The sequence below is a fragment of the Pseudomonas peradeniyensis genome (assembly GCF_014268935.2).
GTDB classification, from domain to species: Bacteria; Pseudomonadota; Gammaproteobacteria; order Pseudomonadales; family Pseudomonadaceae; genus Aquipseudomonas; species Aquipseudomonas peradeniyensis.
Map to the genome: position 1 here is coordinate 343,772 of NZ_JABWRJ020000002.1, position 16,600 is coordinate 360,371.

Here is a 16,600-nt window from a genome sequence, read left to right on the forward strand (position 1 = left end):
CTGTTTCTGGCCGACGAGCCAGCCACCGTCGCCTTTGGCGCCAAGCTGGCCGAAGTGACCCAAGGTCATGGCGTGATCTTTCTCGAAGGCGACCTGGGCGCCGGCAAGACCACGCTGTCCCGTGGCCTGATCCGTGGCCTGGGCCACGATGGCCCGGTGAAAAGTCCGACCTTCACCGTGGTCGAACCCTACGAGATCGGCGACATTCGCGCCTTCCATTTCGACCTCTATCGCCTGGTCGATCCGGAGGAGCTGGAGTTCATGGGCATTCGAGACTATTTCGAGGGCGATGCGCTGTGCCTGTTCGAATGGCCCGACAAAGGCGCGGGCGTTTTGCCAAAGCCCGACCTGACCATTACCATAAGCCCGCAAGCGGGCGGACGTTCGCTGAACCTGTCGCCGCAGGGGGCACGCGGCGAAGCCTGGTGTGCCGTTCTGGCCAAAGAATTCAAACAGTAAGTGGGGAAAGGTATGCGCATACGCGCACTGGTCGCCGTCGTTGGGCTGCTGCTGACCGCGGTGACCGTTGACGCTCTGGCCGTCACTCAAGTCAAGAGCATGCGCCTGTGGCGCGCTCCGGACAACACGCGGCTGGTCTTCGACCTGTCCGGGCCTGTGCAGCACAGCGTCTTCACCCTGACCGCACCCGATCGCCTGGTGATCGACATCAACGGCGCCACCCTGGGCGCGCCGCTGAACGTATCAACCTCGAACACGCCGATCACCAGCGTGCGCTCGGCCCAGCGCACGCCTACCGACCTGCGCGTAGTGGTCGACCTGAAGAAGGCCGTCTCGCCCAAAAGCTTCGTCCTGGCGCCGAACGCCCAGTACGGCAATCGCCTGGTAGTCGACCTGTACGACCAGGAAGCCGACGCCGTCGCTGCCAGCAACCCGACGCCGCCACCGACGCCGCAGCCACCGGCCACCACGCCGGCGGTGCCGGTCACCCCGGCGCAACCGGCGATCAAGCTGCCGCCAGCCCCGGCCGGCAAGCGTGACATCGTGGTCGCCATCGACGCCGGCCACGGCGGCGAGGACCCGGGCGCATCCGGCTCGCGTGGCCAGCACGAGAAAGACATCGTGCTGGATATTGCCAAGGAGCTGCAGCGCCAGATCAACTCCGAGAAGGGTTACCGGGCCGAGCTCACCCGTACCGGCGACTACTTCATCCCGCTGCGCAAGCGCACCGAGATCGCGCGCAAGAAGGGCGCCGACCTGTTCGTCTCGATCCACGCCGACGCCGCGCCGTCGAAGGCCGCCTTTGGCGCCTCGGTGTTTGCCCTGTCCGACCGTGGCGCCACCTCCGAGACCGCCCGTTGGCTGGCCGACACGGAAAACCGCTCCGACCTGATCGGCGGTGCCGGCAACGTCAGCCTCGACGACAAGGACCGGATGCTGGCCGGTGTGCTGCTCGACCTGTCGATGACCGCCACCCTCAGCTCCAGCCTGAATGTCGGCCAGAAGGTGCTGGGCAACATGGGCCGGGTCACGCCGCTGCACAAGCAGCGTGTGGAACAGGCCGGGTTCATGGTGCTGAAATCGCCGGACATTCCGTCGATCCTGGTCGAGACCGGCTTCATCTCCAACGCCAACGAGGCCGCCAAGCTGGCGACCCGCAGTCACCAGCAGGCGCTGGCGCGCTCGATCCACACCGGCGTGCGCCAGTTCTTCCAGCAGAACCCGCCACCAGGCACCTACATCGCCTGGCTGCGTGACAGCGGCAAGATCGCCCAGGGGCCGCGTGAGCACACTGTGCGCCCCGGCGAGACCTTGGCGATGATCGCGGTGCGCTACCAGGTCAGCGTTGCCAGCCTGCGTAGCAGCAACAGCCTGAAGACCGACGAGCTCAAGGTCGGCCAACACCTGGACATCCCGACCACCGCCCTGGCGTCCCAGCAATGAGTGGCGGCTCGCGTATCCAGCTGCTCAGCCCGCGGCTGGCCAACCAGATCGCCGCCGGCGAGGTGGTCGAGCGCCCCGCGTCGGTAGCCAAGGAGCTGCTGGAAAACAGCCTCGACTCCGGTGCCCGGCGCATCGAGGTCGAGGTCGAACAGGGTGGCGTGAAGCTGCTGCGGGTGCGCGACAACGGCAGCGGCATCGCCCCGGACGACCTGCCGCTGGCCCTGGCGCGTCACGCCACCAGCAAGATTCGCGAACTGGAGGACCTCGAAGGCGTGCTCAGCCTCGGTTTTCGCGGCGAGGCCCTGGCCTCGATCAGCTCGGTGGCACGCCTGACCCTGACCTCGCGCACCGCCGACGCCAGTGAAGCCTGGCAGGTGGAAACCGAAGGGCGCGAGATGACGCCGCGGGTGCAGCCCGCCGCGCATCCGGTCGGCACCTCGGTCGAAGTGCGCGACCTGTTCTTCAACACCCCGGCCCGTCGCAAGTTCCTCAAGGCCGAGAAGACCGAGTTCGATCACCTGCAGGAAGTGATCCGGCGCCTGGCGCTGGCGCGCTTCGATGTCGGCTTCCACCTGCGCCACAACGGCAAGACCATCTTCAGCCTGCACGAAGCAGCCGACGAGATGGCCCGGGCCCGGCGTGTGGGCGCGATCTGCGGCCCGGGCTTCCTCGAGCAGGCGCTGCCCATTGATGTCGAGCGCAACGGCCTGCGGCTGTGGGGTTGGGTCGGCCTGCCGACTTTCTCGCGCAGCCAGGCCGACCTGCAGTACTTCTTCGTCAATGGCCGCGCCGTGCGCGACAAACTGGTCGCCCACGCGGTGCGCCAGGCCTATCGCGACGTGCTGTTCAATGGCCGCCACCCGACCTTCGTGCTGTTCCTGGAGTGCGAGCCGACCGGGGTGGATGTCAACGTGCACCCGACCAAGCACGAAGTGCGCTTCCGCGAAGGGCGCACGGTCCACGATTTCCTTTATGGCACCCTGCACCGCGCCCTGGCCGATGTGCGCCCGGAGGACCAGCTCGCCGCGCCTGCCGCGACCAGCGAGATGCTTCGCCCGAGCGGCCTGCAGGCCGGCGAGTTCGGCCCGCAGGGCGAGATGCGCCTGGCTTCGCCGGTGCTCGAACAACCCCAGGGCGAGGCGCGGCCGGCCTTTTCCTCCGGTGGTGCTGGCGCCGGGTATCAGTACCAGTACACTCCGCGCCCCGCGCAGCCGGTCAACGTCGGCGAGGCCCAGGCGGTCTACCGCGAGTTCTACGCGCCGCTGGACAACGCCGCCGTCACGCCGAGCACGCTGCCGGAAAGCCAGGGCGACATCCCGCCGCTGGGCTACGCCCTGGCGCAGCTCAAGGGTATCTATATCCTCGCCGAGAACGCCGTGGGCCTGGTGCTGGTGGATATGCACGCCGCCCATGAGCGGATCATGTACGAGCGCCTGAAGGTGGCGATGGCCAGCGAAGGCCTGAGCGGCCAGCCGCTGCTGGTGCCCGAGTCGCTGGCGCTGAGCCAGCGCGAGGCCGATTGCGCCGAGGAGCACGCCCAGTGGTTCCAGCGCCTGGGCTTCGAGTTGCAGCGCCTGGGTCCGGAAACCCTGGCGATCCGCCAGATCCCGGCGCTGCTCAAGCAGGCCGAGGCCAACCGTCTGGTTCAGGACGTGCTGGCTGACCTCATGGAATACGGCACCAGCGACCGGATCCAGGCGCACCTGAACGAACTGCTCGGGACCATGGCCTGCCACGGCGCGGTGCGCGCCAACCGACGCCTGGCCATCCCGGAGATGAACGCGCTGCTGCGTGACATGGAAAACACCGAGCGCAGCGGCCAGTGCAACCATGGCCGGCCGACCTGGACCCAGATGGGCCTGGACGACCTGGACAAGCTGTTCCTGCGGGGCCGATGAGATGAGTGCGAAACCCCCGGCGATATTCCTCATGGGGCCGACGGCGGCCGGCAAGACCGATCTTGCCATCGAGCTGACCAAGGTGCTGCCCTGCGAGCTGATCAGCGTCGACTCGGCGCTGGTCTATCGCGGCATGGACATTGGCACCGCGAAGCCCTCCAAAGAGGTGCTGGCGGCCCACCCGCACCGTTTGATCGACATCCTCGATCCCGCCGAAAGCTACTCGGCCAAGCGGTTCTGCACCGATGCCCTCGAGGCCATGGCCGAGATCACCGCGCGCGGCAAGATCCCGCTGCTGGTCGGCGGCACCATGCTTTATTACAAGGCGCTGATCGAGGGCCTGGCCGACATGCCGGCGGCGGACCCTGCGGTGCGCGCCGAACTCGAGGCCCAGGCCGCCACCCTGGGTTTGGCTGAACTGCACCGACAGCTGGCCGAGGTGGACCCGGAATCGGCGGCGCGCATCCATCCGAATGACCCGCAGCGACTGATCCGTGCGCTCGAAGTGTATCGGGTCAGCGGCCAGACCATGACCGCCCACCGCCAGCGTCAATTCGCGGAAAGTAGCGCTGCAGACGCAGGCGCGGGCGGGCATTTGCCCTATACTGTCGCGAGTTTGGCGATTGCTCCTACAGATCGTCACATTTTGCATCAGCGAATTGCGTTACGATTTTCGCAGATGCTGGAACAGGGCTTCGTCGACGAGGTCCGAACGCTGCGGGCCAGAAGTGACTTGCACGCGGAACTGCCGTCTATACGGGCAGTGGGCTATCGACAGGTCTGGGATTATCTCGACGGTCAGCTGACTGAGAATGAGATGCGAGAACGCGGTATCATTGCCACTCGCCAGCTGGCCAAGCGGCAGTTCACCTGGTTGCGCGGCTGGGAAGGCGTGCACTGGCTGGATAGCCTGGCCTGCGACAATCTGTCCCGCACCTTGAAATACCTGGGGACCGTCTCCATATTGAGCTGAGTCCCTGCCAAATGCCGTCTATTCTTGCGGACGGGCGGCATAATTTATCGATTTTCTTGATTTTCTACTATTGATCCTTACAGGAGTGCGGCATATGTCAAAAGGGCATTCGCTACAAGACCCTTACTTGAACACCTTGAGAAAAGAAAAAGTCCCGGTTTCGATCTATCTGGTCAACGGGATCAAGCTGCAGGGCCAGATCGAATCCTTCGACCAGTTCGTTGTGCTGCTGAAGAACACCGTCAGCCAGATGGTCTACAAGCACGCCATTTCGACTGTCGTACCTGCCCGTCCGGTTCGCCTGCCTAGCCCGTCCGATGCCGATCACGGCGACAGCGAGCAAGGCAACGCTTGAAAAAAGTAGGAGCCTGCATTGTTCTTTGAGCGCCACGGTGGTGGTGAGCGAGCGCTGCTCGTTCACTTGGAAGGTCAGAACCCTGAGGCGCGCGAAGACCCGCAGGAGTTTCAGGAGCTGGCGCTGTCGGCCGGCGCCGATATCGTCTCGCTGGTAACAGTGGCGCGGCATCAGCCCACCGCCAAGTTTCTGATCGGCAGCGGCAAGGTCGAGGAATTGCGCGACCTGGTCCAATCGGCCGAAGCCGACCTGGTGATTTTCAATCACACCCTCACGCCCAGCCAGGAACGTAACCTCGAGCGCGTCTTCGAGTGTCGCGTGCTGGACCGCACCGGGCTGATTCTCGACATCTTCGCCCAGCGGGCGCGTACTCACGAAGGCAAGCTGCAGGTCGAACTGGCCCAGCTCGAGCACATGAGCACGCGGCTGGTGCGCGGCTGGACCCACCTTGAGCGGCAGAAGGGCGGTATCGGCCTGCGCGGCCCGGGCGAGACCCAGCTGGAAACCGACCGCCGTCTGCTGCGGGTGCGCCTGCGTCAGATCAAGGCACGCCTGGAGAAGGTGCGCAGCCAGCGCGAGCAGGCCCGTCGCGGGCGCAAGCGCGCGGACATCCCGTCGGTGTCGCTGGTGGGCTACACCAACGCCGGCAAGTCGACCCTGTTCAACGCCCTGACCCAATCCGAGGTGTATGCCGCGGACCAGTTGTTCGCCACCCTCGACCCGACCTTGCGCCGGCTCGAACTGGCCGACCTGGGGCCGATCGTGCTGGCCGACACCGTGGGCTTCATCCGCCACCTGCCGCACAAGCTGGTCGAGGCATTTCGGGCTACGCTCGAAGAGTCGAGCAACTCCGACCTGCTGCTGCACGTGATCGACGCCCATGAGCCCGAGCGCATGGAGCAGATCGAGCAGGTGCTGGCGGTGCTGGGCGAGATCGGCGCCGAGAGCTTGCCGATCCTCGAGGTCTATAACAAACTCGACCTGCTTGAAGATGTCGAGCCGCAGATCCAGCGCGATGCCGATGGCAAGCCGCAGCGGGTCTGGGTATCGGCACGTGATGGACGCGGCCTGGAGCTGGTTGGCCAGGCAGTAGCCGAGTTGCTGGGGGACGACCTGTATGTCGGAACCCTGTGCCTGGAGCAACGGTTTGCCCGCCTGCGCGCGCAATTCTTTGCCCTGGGTGCCGTGCAGAGTGAAGAGCATGATGAAGAAGGGCGCAGCCTGCTGAGCGTGCGACTGCCCAGGGTCGAGTTGAATCGCCTGGTCAGCCGCGAAGGCATGGAGCCGCAAGTGTTTGTCGAGCAACACACTTTGCAATAAATGCCCGTCGAGGTCGTCGGGCAGCGGTGACAGGCATTCTGTAGCATTGGACGGCGCGCCGTGGGCGCGTCTTTGCTTTATCAGATGGAGAGCGCTATGGCTTGGAACGAGCCGGGTGGCAACTCGAACAATCAGGATCCCTGGGGCGGTCGCCGTAACGGCGGTGGCGGTGGTGGCGACAAGAAAGGTCCACCGGATCTCGACGAGGCCTTCCGCAAGCTGCAGGACAGCCTGAACGGCATGTTCGGCAGTGGCAAGAAACGCGGTGGCAGTGGCGACCGCAATATCGGCAAGAGTGGCGGCTATGGGCTGCTGGGCATCGGCCTGGCGGTGCTGGCGGCGATCTGGCTGTACAACGCCGTGTACGTGGTGGACGAGCAGGAGCAGGCCGTGGTGCTGCGCTTCGGCAAGTACTACGAGACCGTCGGTCCCGGCCTGAACATCTACTTCCCGCCGATCGACCGCAAGTACATGGAAAACGTGACCCGCGAGCGGGCCTACACCAAGCAGGGCCAGATGCTCACCGAAGACGAGAACATCGTCGAGGTGCCGCTGACCGTGCAGTACCGCATCAGCAACCTGCAGGACTTCGTGCTCAACGTCGACCAGCCGGAAGTCAGCCTGCAGCATGCCACCGACAGCGCTCTGCGCCACGTGGTGGGTTCCACCTCGATGGACCAGGTGCTGACCGAAGGCCGCGAGCAGATGGCCGTGGACATCCGCGAGCGTCTGCAGCGTTTCCTCGACACCTACCGCACCGGTATCACCGTCACCCAGGTCAACGTACAGAGCGCGGCAGCCCCGCGTGAAGTGCAGGAAGCCTTCGACGACGTGATCCGCGCCCGTGAAGACGAGCAGCGTGCGCGCAACCAGGCCGAGTCCTACGCCAACGGCGTGGTGCCCGAGGCCCGTGGTCAGGCGCAGCGCATCATCGAGGATGCCAACGGCTACCGCGATGAAGTCATCGCCCGCGCCAAGGGTGAGGCCGACCGCTTCAGCAAGATGGTCGTCGAGTACCGCAAGGCGCCGGAAGTCACTCGCCAGCGTCTGTACATCGACACCATGCAGGAGGTCTACAGCAACTCCAGCAAGGTCATGGTGGCCACCAAGGACGGGCAGAACAACCTGCTCTACCTGCCACTGGACAAGATGGTCGAAGGTAGCCGCAACAGCGCGTCGGCACCGGTCAGCAGCGTTTCGCCGTCGGTCAACGACGCCGCCGCGCGCGCCGCGCAGGACCTGCAACAACAACCGCCGCTGCGTTCCAGGGAGAGCCGCTGATGAGCAATAAATCGCTGTTCGCCCTGATTGGTGCCGTGGTCGTGGCGATCGCCGCCTGGAACTGCTTCTACATCGTCTCGCAGACCGAGCGCGCGGTATTGCTGCAGTTCGGTCGCGTGGTCAAGGCTGATGTCCAGCCGGGCCTGCACGTGAAGGTGCCGTACGTGAACCAGGTGCGCAAGTTCGACGCCCGCCTGATGACCCTCGACGCCCCGACCCAGCGTTTCCTGACGCTGGAGAAGAAAGCGGTGATGGTCGATGCCTACGCCAAGTGGCGGGTCAAGGACGCCGAGCGCTTCTACACCGCGACCTCGGGCATGAAGCAGATCGCCGACGAGCGCCTGTCGCGTCGTCTGGAAAGCGGCCTGCGTGACCAGTTCGGTAAGCGCACCCTGCACGAAGTGGTGTCCGGTGAACGTGACGCGCTGATGGCCGATATCACCGCCTCGCTGAACCGCATGGCCAGCAAGGAGCTGGGTATCGAAGTGGTCGACGTTCGCGTCAAGGCCATCGACCTGCCGAAGGAAGTCAACCGCAGCGTGTTCGACCGCATGAGCACCGAGCGTGAGCGTGAGGCTCGCGAGCACCGCGCCAAGGGTAACGAGCTGGCAGAAGGTATTCGTGCAGACGCCGATCGTCAGCGCCGCGTGCTGCTGGCCGAGGCGTATCGTGAGGCGGAAGAAACCCGCGGTGATGGTGACGCCCAGGCGGCTGCCATCTATTCCAAGGCCTACAGCCAGGACGCCGATTTCTACGCGTTCTACCGTAGCCTGCAGGCCTACCGCGAGAGCTTCTCGAGCAAGAGCGACGTACTGGTCCTGGACCCGAAGAACGAGTTCTTCCGTTACCTGGACAAGAGCAAGCCCTGAGGTTGCTCTCATGACGGGGCGCCCCGTCTGGCAGCTAAAATGCCAGGCGGGGTGCATCCTGAATGAAAAGGGGTGTATGATGCGGCAGCCGGGAAATTCCCGGCTTTTTTGCGTCTGCAAGGTTGATTGGCCCATGGCTTGTTGACGGTTTGGTCAGGACGCAAGGCAATTCGAGGGTATTGGGTACGGTGGTTGCGCTGGGATCAGTGCTGCCCGCTATTGTGCGCCAATGCCTGCTTCACTCACGGCTCGCCTGCGGGCAGGCCGCCCGGACCAGAGGGGAAATGGCGTAATGGCAACGGTAGACCGCTGGCTGCTGCCAGATGGCATCGAGGAAGTACTGCCACCTGAGGCGGCGCGCATCGAGATCGCGCGGCGTCAGGTGTTGGACCTGTTCCAGAGTTGGGGTTACGAACTGGTCGTCACGCCGCATATCGAGTACCTGGAGTCGCTGCTCACCGGCGCCGGCCAGGATCTGGACCAGCGCACCTTCAAGGTCGTCGACCCGCAGTCCGGCCGCCTGATGGGCTTCCGTGCCGACTTCACCCCGCAGGTGGCGCGCATCGACGCCCACACCCTGCGCCGTGAGGGCCCGAGCCGCCTGTGCTACGCCGGTAGCGTGCTGCACGCGCAACCGCGTGCCCTGTCCACCTCGCGCAGCCCGATACAGCTGGGCGCCGAGCTGTACGGCGACGCCAGCCCCACCAGCGATGTCGAGGTCATCAGCCTGATGCTCGCCACGCTGCAGCTGACCGATGTGCCGGATGTGCACATGGACCTCGGCCATGTCGGTATCTACCGCGGCCTGGCCCGTGCCGCTAACCTGTCCGGCGACGTGGAGCAGCAGCTGTTCGACGCCCTGCAGCGCAAGGCGGTCGACGAAGTGCAGGCGCTCACCGCCGACCTGCCGAAGGACCTGGGCAACATGCTGCGTGCCCTGGTCGAGCTGTGCGGCGGCCGTGAAGTACTGGCCGAAGCCCGCGTGCGCCTGGGCCGTGCCCCGGCCAGCGTGCTGGCGGCGCTGGACGACCTGCTGGCGATCGCCGATCGCCTGGCATCGCGCTACCCGGATCTGCCGTTGTACTTCGACCTTGGCGAGCTGCGCGGCTACAACTATCACACCGGCGTGGTGTTTGCGGTGTTCGTGCCGGGCGAAGGTCAGTCGATCGCCCAGGGCGGCCGCTACGACGACATCGGCGCCGATTTCGGCCGGGCACGCCCGGCCACCGGATTCTCCACGGATTTGAAGACCCTGGTCACACTGGGGCGAGCGGAGGTCGTATTGCCTGCTGGCGGCATCTGGATGCCCGACAGCAGCGATGCGGCCCTCTGGCAGCAAGTCTGCCAGTTGCGCAACGAAGGCCAGCGTGTGGTCCAGGCTCTGCCTGGCCAGCCGTTGAGTGCTGCCTTCGAAGCGGATTGTGATCGGCAATTGATTCAGCAAGACGGGCGCTGGCAGGTTCTGCCGCTGACCCATTGAGATTCTTCGCCGGCAGTGGGCCGGCAACCAAGTTGCGTGAATGAGGACAAGTGTTATGGGTAAGAATGTCGTCGTCCTGGGCACCCAGTGGGGTGATGAGGGCAAAGGCAAGATCGTCGATCTGCTGACCGAACATGCTGCCGCCGTAGTGCGCTACCAAGGTGGCCACAACGCGGGCCACACCCTGGTGATCAACGGTGAGAAGACCGTTCTGCACCTGATTCCCTCGGGCATCCTGCGTGAAGGCGTGCAGTGCCTGATCGGCAACGGCGTGGTCGTTGCTCCCGACGCCCTGATGCGTGAAATCACCAAGCTGGAAGAGAAGGGCGTGCCGGTGCGCGAGCGCCTGCGCATCAGCCCGGCCGCCCCGCTGATCCTGTCGTACCACGTGGCCCTCGACCAGGCCCGTGAGAAGGCCCGTGGCGAAGCCAAGATCGGCACCACCGGCCGTGGCATCGGCCCGGCCTACGAAGACAAGGTGGCCCGTCGCGGCCTGCGCGTCGGCGACCTGTTCCACCGCGAGCGTTTCGCCGCCAAGCTCGGTGAGCTGCTGGACTACCACAACTTCCAGCTGGTGAACTACTACAAAGAGCCGGCCATTGACTTCCAGCAGACCCTGGACGAGTGCATGGCCTACGCCGAGCAGCTCAAGCCGATGATGCTCGACGTCACCGCCGAACTGCACAATCTGCGTCGCGCCGGCAAGGACATCATGTTCGAAGGCGCCCAGGGCTCGCTGCTGGACATCGACCACGGTACCTACCCGTACGTCACCAGCTCCAACACCACCGCCGGTGGTATCTCCACCGGTTCCGGCGTTGGCCCGATGTACCTGGACTACATCCTGGGCATCACCAAGGCCTACACCACTCGCGTCGGTTCCGGTCCGTTCCCGACCGAACTGTTCGACGAGACCGGCGCTACCCTGGCCAAGCGTGGCCACGAGTTCGGCTCGACCACCGGCCGTGCCCGTCGTTGCGGCTGGTTCGACGCCGTGATCCTGCGTCGCGCCATCGACGTCAACAGCATCTCGGGCATCTGCCTGACCAAGCTGGACGTGCTGGACGGCCTGGAAACCATCAACATCTGCGTGGGCTACAAGAACGAGAACGGTGCCGTCATCGACGCGCCGTCCGATGCCGACAGCTACATCGGCCTGGAGCCGGTGTACGAAGAGATGCCGGGCTGGAGCGAGTCGACCCTGGGCGTGAAAACCCTGGAAGAGCTGCCGCAAGCTGCGCGCAACTACATCAAGCGCATTGAGGAGCTGGTCGGCGCGCCGATCGACATCATCTCGACTGGCCCGGACCGCAACGAGACCATCGTGCTGCGTCATCCGTTCGCCTGATCGGCCACTTCGGTAGCTGATTGAACGCCGCGTTCCCGCAAGGGAGCGCGGCGTTTTCATTTGCGAGTAAAGGTGGCTTTGCACAAATGCCTTACCCCCTTCTACTCATTGGCGTTTATACCTGCTGCCTCAGGCACAACCCTTGCTGTAAGAAGTTTCTGTAGATGCCATCAAAGTAATGGCGCCAGAAACACGAGGGTTACAACGTGTCTGCCATCCTTTCACTGTTACGAAGCCGCCTCTTGCGGCCTGTGTTTGTTGCGCTTGGTATCGCTCTTCTAGTGCAGGTGCTGGTCGCCGTTGCACTGACACGGAGCACGGTCACCGCCCTGGAGGCCGATTTGGGGGCGCGCCTGGGTAACGACAGCCAGAAACTGGCCGCCGAGCTGGAGCTGGCCGGGCAGGATGTCCGCGCCGGGCTCGACAGCCTGTCGGCCAGTACCCGCCAGCGCCTCAGCGCCGGCCTCTCCGAACGTCTGCAGGGCGAGCAGCAGCAACTGCGGGCCACCCTGGAGAAGAACCTCAAGGACTCGGCCAATGACATGGCCGAGCTGCTGGCCTCGGTCGCGCCGCGGGCGATCTGGGACAACGACGTGCCGACGCTGTCGGACTTCGCCCGCCGCGCCCAGCGCAATCCCAACGTGCTGTTCGTCATCTATGACGACGCCCAGGGCCAGCACCTGACCCGCTACCTCAATCGGCAGAACCCTATCAACCAGGCGTTGATGGACAAGGGACAGGGCGAGCGGGCGCTGGACAAGGTGCTGGATGCCGCGCGCAAGGATCCGTCGGTGTATTACGTCGAGGCCTCGATCAATCCCAACGGTGCCGAGATCGGCAAGGTGCTGATGGGTGTCTCCACCGCGGGCGTCGACCAGGAGCTCAAGGCCCTCGACCAGCGCTTCGCCGCCCTGATTGCCAGCGGCGAACAACTGGTCGGCGACAGCCTGGTGGCTGCCGCCGCCGACAGCGGTAAGGCCCTGCGCGCGCGCCTGGAGACGGCGCAGAACAGTGCTACGGCGATGCAGGCCAATACCGCACAGACCGTGCGCGATGCCGCCGCCGAGCTGCGCTGGCGCATCGGCCTGGGCCTGGTGCTGGTAGGCCTGGGCGTGCTGGTGGTGGTGGCCGTGGTGCTCGGGCGCCGGGTGCTGAGCAAGCTCGGCCTGCTGATCGCCGCGCTGAACGACCTGGCCGCGGGCGAGGGCGACCTGACCAAGCGGGTCAAGCTCGACAGCCGTGACGAGATCGGCGACATGGCGTCGGCGGTCAACCGCTTCGTCGACAAGCTCCAGCCCATCGTTCGCGAGGCTGGTGAGGTGGCACAGCGCACGGGCGTGGAGATCGGCAGCATGGCCCAGCGCAACGCGGGGGCCGATGCCGCCGCCGCGCTGCAGCGCGACGAAGTGGCGGCCAGCCTGCGCGACCTGTCGAGCATGGCCGACGAGGCCCAGGCCGAGAGCCACGCCATGCAGGCGGCGTTGCAGCAGGTGGTGGACATTCGCCAGGCCACCGATGAAAACAGCCGTGCCTCCACCCAGCTGGCGCGGTTGATCGAGAACCTGGCCGGCGAGGTACAGACCGGTTCCCAGGTGATCGAGCGGTTGGCCAAGCAGAGCGAGCAGATCGAGGTGGTGCTGACGGTGATCCATGGCATCGCCGAGCAGACCAACCTGCTGGCGCTGAACGCCGCCATCGAGGCGGCGCGGGCTGGGGAAACCGGGCGCGGCTTCGCCGTGGTGGCCGACGAGGTGCGGGCGCTGGCGAGCAAGACGCAGAGTTCGACCGGGGATATCCAGTCGCATATCGCCGCCCTGCAGCAGGGGGCCAAGGAGGCGGTGGCGACCATTAGCCAGGCCGGACGCCAGGCCAGCGAGGGCCTGCTGGTGCTGCGCGACAACGAACGTCGCCAGCAGTCGGTGCAGGCGGCGGTGGAGCAGGTGCATGCGGCGATCGGCCTGGCCACACGTGCGGCGGAGCAGCAGGCCAATGGCGCCCAGGCGGTACGTGGGCGGGTGCAGACCATCCATGCCCAGGCCGAGCGTTCGGCCGAGGTAGTGATGCAGACCACGGCCAGCAGCAAGGTGCTGGATGACCTGGCGGCGCAGTTACGGGCCAGCCTGGGGCAGTTCAGGGCCTGATATAGCGCCTGCATTGGGCAATTTCCGTTGCCGAACGCCCATGAAAAAGCCCTGCCGAAGCAGGGCTTTTCTTGTGTCAGGCTCAGCCCTTGTAGGCAGCGACCGACTTGGTGATCGCGGCGCGGGCGGCGTCGGCGCCTTCCCAGCCTTCGATCTTGACCCACTTGCCTTTCTCGAGATCCTTGTAGTTCGCGAAGAAGTGCTCGATCTGCTGGATCAGCAGGGCAGGCAGGTCGGTGTATTCCTTCACGTCAACATACAGCTGGCTCAGCTTGTCGTGCGGAACAGCGATGACCTTGGCGTCGCCGCCGCCGTCGTCGGTCATGTTCAGCACGCCGACCGGACGAGCGCGGATCACTGCGCCTGGAGCGACCGGGTACGGGGTCACGACCAGCACGTCCAGCGGATCACCGTCGTCGGCCAGGGTGTTGGGGATGTAGCCGTAGTTGGCCGGGTAGAACATCGGGGTGGCCATGAAACGGTCGACGAACAGGGCATCGCTGTCCTTGTCGATCTCGTACTTGATCGGCGCGTGGTTGGCCGGGATTTCGATGGCGACGTAGATGTCGTTCGGCAGGTCTTTGCCGGCTGGAATCTTGCTGTAGCTCATTGGGCAATGCCCCCGTGTTTGATCAAAAAAGTGGCGGCGATTATAGGCACATTCCCACGATGGGTGCCACGCCCGGCCTGATGTGCGGCCGTTCAGGCGTGGCTTTCACGGTAGTCCGGGTGCTCGGCCTGCAGGTGCATCAGGCGCTTCAGCGGATCCTGGCGATAGAACAGCGACAGCTGCTGGTAGACCTGGGGCCAGGCCTGGTGCAGCAGATCGGGGGCGCTGAAGAAGTATTCGCTGGTGACGGCAAAGAACTCGGCCGGGTTTTCCGCGGCGTAGGGATCGATGGCCGTTTCGGCGTCCGGGTCGGCATCGAGCTGGCGATTCATCGCGTCATAGGCCTGCTGCATGGCCTGGGCCCAGTCCTCGACGCGCATGCCGTGGTGCAGGGGCGGCAGGCCGTTGGCGTCGCCGTTGAGCATGTCCAGCTTGTGCGCCAGTTCGTGGATCACCAGGTTGTAGGCTTCCCAGCCGCCGCTGGCCAGCACCCCGGGCCAGGCCAGGATCACCGGGCCCTGCTGCCAGGCCTCGCCGCTGTGTTCGGCATCCCATACATGTTCGACACCGCTGGCGTCGCGATGGCGCTGGGGGCTCTTGAAGTCGTCGGGGTAGAGGATGATCTCGTGGAAGCCCTGGTACCAGTTCAGCTCGCCCAGGTGCAGCAGCGGCAGCTGGGCCTGGGCGGCGAGGAACAGGCGCTGCTCGTCGTCCAGCTCGACGCCCGGCAGGGTGGTCAGGTGCTTGTCGTGCAGGAACAGCACGCTGGCTTCACGCAGCCAGCGGTCTTCCTCGTCGCTGATGCCGTCCAGCAGCGGCAGGCGATCGCGGATCACTTGCCATTGCTGTGGATCGACCGGATAGCGGGCCAGGGTGCGCCGGCGGCGCCAGGCGCTGAACGACCACATGCGCTGGTCAGTGGGCCTTGGCCGTGCGGCTGAAGCGACCGCGCAGCAGGCCGAGTATCATCGGCACCAGCGACAGGATGATGATGGCGACCACCATCAGTGACAGGTGCTGCTTGATGAACGGCACGTTGCCGAAGAAGTAGCCCAGGGTCACCAGGCCGCCCACCCACAGCAGCGAACCGGCCACGCTGAAGGCCAGGAAGCGCGGGTAGTGCATGTGGGCGATACCGGCGACGAACGGCGCGAAGGTACGCAGGATCGGCAGGAAGCGCGCCAGGGTGACGGTCTTGCCGCCGTGGCGTTCGTAGAACTCGTGGGTGCGCTGCAGGTAGTCCTGGCGGAAGATCTTCGAGGTGGGGTTGCGGAACAGGCGTTCGCCCGCCGTGCGTCCGATCACGTAGTTGGTGCTGTCGCCAAGGATTGCCGCGGTCATCAGCAGGCCGGCCAGCAGCACCGGATCCATGCCGCCACCGGCGGCCACGGCGCCGGCGATGAACAGCAGCGAATCGCCCGGCAGGAACGGCATCACCACCAGACCGGTCTCGCAGAAAATCACGGCGAAGAGGATGGCGTAGATCCAGGGACCGTAGTTGTTGACCAGCAGATCGAGGTAGGCATCGAGATGCAGGATGAGGTCCAGCGGGTTGAAATCCATGTACAGCACCTGTGTTCTTGACCCGCGTCTACGGGCGCGCGATGACGGACAGCGCCATGGTTGGGGACGGTTTACCGGCTAGGCGGGTAACTTTTCGCACATGACAGGAAGGGGATTATACGGCGAAGTCCGGATTGTGCCCGGAGAGTTTGTAGCGGAGCGTTACGACGGGGTCATTGGGCTTGCAAAGGATGAGTCTGCTGTCACGCGGTTCCTGTGGGAGCGGCCTCGTGTCGCGATGGGGCGCGCAGCGTCCCCCAACATTCCGACATCATGCAAACCGTCGGGGCCGCTGCGCGGCCCATCGCGACACAAGGCCGCTCCCACAGAGAGCACAAGCGTGCCAGGCATCAATCCTGACTGATCGGCAAGATATAGTTCTCGAACTCGGTGTCCTTGCGAAAACCCATGGACTCATAGGTCTTGCGCGCCACCTCGTTGTCGCTACTGGTGGACACGCGCATGCGCACGGCGTTGGATTGCTTGGCCATTTTCTTGGCTTCGCGCATCAGGTTGTCGGCCACCAGCATGCGTCGTGAGTCCTCGGCCACGTAGATGTCGTTGAGGATCCACACGCGCTTGAGCGACAGCGAGGAGAAGCTCGGGTACAGCTGGCAGAAGCCCAGCAGGCGGTCGTCACCGTCATCCGGCAGGGCCAGGTAGATGATCGACTCCTTGCGCTTGAGGCGCTTCTCGAGAAAGGCCCGCGAACTGTCCGGGTAAGGCAGTTGCCCATAGAACTCACGGTATTTCACGAACAGCGGGGTGAGCAGGTCGAGGTGTTCCAAGGTTGCCTGGATGATGCGCATGGGCGGGCCTCTGAGTCCATTGGGGGTACGGCGGATTGCCTGCAGCGTCCT

Annotated in this window: 15 protein-coding genes and 1 pseudogene; 12 read left to right on the forward strand and 4 right to left on the reverse strand. The window is 65.0% G+C overall.

Annotated elements, in window-relative coordinates:
* The first annotated feature begins 6 nt into the window (after window positions 1–6).
* The 12 genes and pseudogenes from tsaE (at window position 7) to HU751_RS27290 (ending at window position 13,567) form a co-directional block, all read left to right on the forward strand.
* Window positions 7–459: a tRNA (adenosine(37)-N6)-threonylcarbamoyltransferase complex ATPase subunit type 1 TsaE gene (gene tsaE / locus HU751_RS11000; RefSeq protein WP_408005738.1), complete on the forward strand. Its 453-nt coding sequence runs from the start codon at window positions 7–9 to the stop codon at window positions 457–459.
* Window positions 460–1,902, forward strand: coding sequence for an N-acetylmuramoyl-L-alanine amidase (locus HU751_RS11005; protein ID WP_371263160.1), 1,443 nt, complete (start codon window positions 460–462; stop codon window positions 1,900–1,902).
* Window positions 1,899–3,800, forward strand: a complete 1,902-nt coding sequence (gene mutL, locus HU751_RS11010; protein WP_186732648.1) for a DNA mismatch repair endonuclease MutL — start codon at window positions 1,899–1,901, stop codon at window positions 3,798–3,800. The genes HU751_RS11005 and mutL overlap by 4 nt, the downstream gene beginning before the upstream one ends.
* 1 nt (window position 3,801) lies before the next feature.
* Window positions 3,802–4,773, forward strand: coding sequence for a tRNA (adenosine(37)-N6)-dimethylallyltransferase MiaA (gene miaA / locus HU751_RS11015; protein ID WP_050707077.1), 972 nt, complete (start codon window positions 3,802–3,804; stop codon window positions 4,771–4,773).
* Window positions 4,774–4,867: 94 nt separating this feature from the next.
* Window positions 4,868–5,128, forward strand: a complete 261-nt coding sequence (gene hfq / locus HU751_RS11020) for an RNA chaperone Hfq (protein ID WP_028688261.1) — start codon at window positions 4,868–4,870, stop codon at window positions 5,126–5,128.
* A gap of 18 nt (window positions 5,129–5,146) precedes the next feature.
* A complete protein-coding gene (hflX, locus tag HU751_RS11025) occupies window positions 5,147–6,448 on the forward strand; it encodes a ribosome rescue GTPase HflX (protein WP_186713831.1) in 1,302 nt (433 codons plus the stop codon).
* A 96-nt stretch (window positions 6,449–6,544) separates the two neighbouring features.
* A complete protein-coding gene (gene hflK / locus HU751_RS11030; protein WP_186732649.1) occupies window positions 6,545–7,729 on the forward strand; it encodes an FtsH protease activity modulator HflK in 1,185 nt (394 codons plus the stop codon).
* Entirely contained in the window at window positions 7,729–8,598 is an 870-nt protein-coding gene (gene hflC / locus HU751_RS11035) for a protease modulator HflC (RefSeq protein ID WP_186713829.1), read from the forward strand. The genes hflK and hflC overlap by 1 nt, the downstream gene beginning before the upstream one ends.
* A 292-nt stretch (window positions 8,599–8,890) precedes the next feature.
* Window positions 8,891–10,078, forward strand: a complete 1,188-nt coding sequence (locus HU751_RS11040) for an ATP phosphoribosyltransferase regulatory subunit (RefSeq protein WP_050707073.1) — start codon at window positions 8,891–8,893, stop codon at window positions 10,076–10,078.
* Window positions 10,079–10,133: 55 nt separating this feature from the next.
* Window positions 10,134–11,426, forward strand: coding sequence for an adenylosuccinate synthase (locus HU751_RS11045; RefSeq protein ID WP_028688256.1), 1,293 nt, complete (start codon window positions 10,134–10,136; stop codon window positions 11,424–11,426).
* 1,022 nt (window positions 11,427–12,448) lie between these two features.
* A pseudogene (locus HU751_RS27285) lies at window positions 12,449–12,661 on the forward strand (methyl-accepting chemotaxis protein); the annotation flags it as partial.
* A gap of 201 nt (window positions 12,662–12,862) precedes the next feature.
* The gene (locus HU751_RS27290; RefSeq protein WP_437181050.1) at window positions 12,863–13,567 is read left to right on the forward strand and encodes a methyl-accepting chemotaxis protein; all 705 of its coding nucleotides are present in this window, start codon (window positions 12,863–12,865) and stop codon (window positions 13,565–13,567) included.
* Window positions 13,568–13,649: 82 nt separating this feature from the next.
* Here HU751_RS27290 and ppa read toward each other — a convergent pair whose 3' ends face one another.
* From ppa to HU751_RS11070, 4 genes are all read right to left on the reverse strand, one after another.
* On the reverse strand, window positions 13,650–14,177 hold the full coding sequence (gene ppa / locus HU751_RS11055) for an inorganic diphosphatase (RefSeq protein WP_050707147.1): 528 nt from the start codon (window positions 14,175–14,177) through the stop codon (window positions 13,650–13,652).
* 92 nt (window positions 14,178–14,269) lie between these two features.
* Window positions 14,270–15,085 carry a M90 family metallopeptidase gene (locus HU751_RS11060; protein WP_186732651.1) on the reverse strand — a complete coding sequence of 272 codons (816 nt, stop codon included), beginning with the start codon at window positions 15,083–15,085 and terminating at the stop codon, window positions 14,270–14,272.
* Between the two features lie 7 nt (window positions 15,086–15,092).
* Window positions 15,093–15,740, reverse strand: a complete 648-nt coding sequence (locus tag HU751_RS11065) for a DedA family protein (protein WP_186732652.1) — start codon at window positions 15,738–15,740, stop codon at window positions 15,093–15,095.
* A 350-nt stretch (window positions 15,741–16,090) separates the two neighbouring features.
* Window positions 16,091–16,549, reverse strand: coding sequence for a GNAT family N-acetyltransferase (locus HU751_RS11070; RefSeq protein WP_028690317.1), 459 nt, complete (start codon window positions 16,547–16,549; stop codon window positions 16,091–16,093).
* Between the last annotated feature and the right edge of the window lie 51 nt (window positions 16,550–16,600).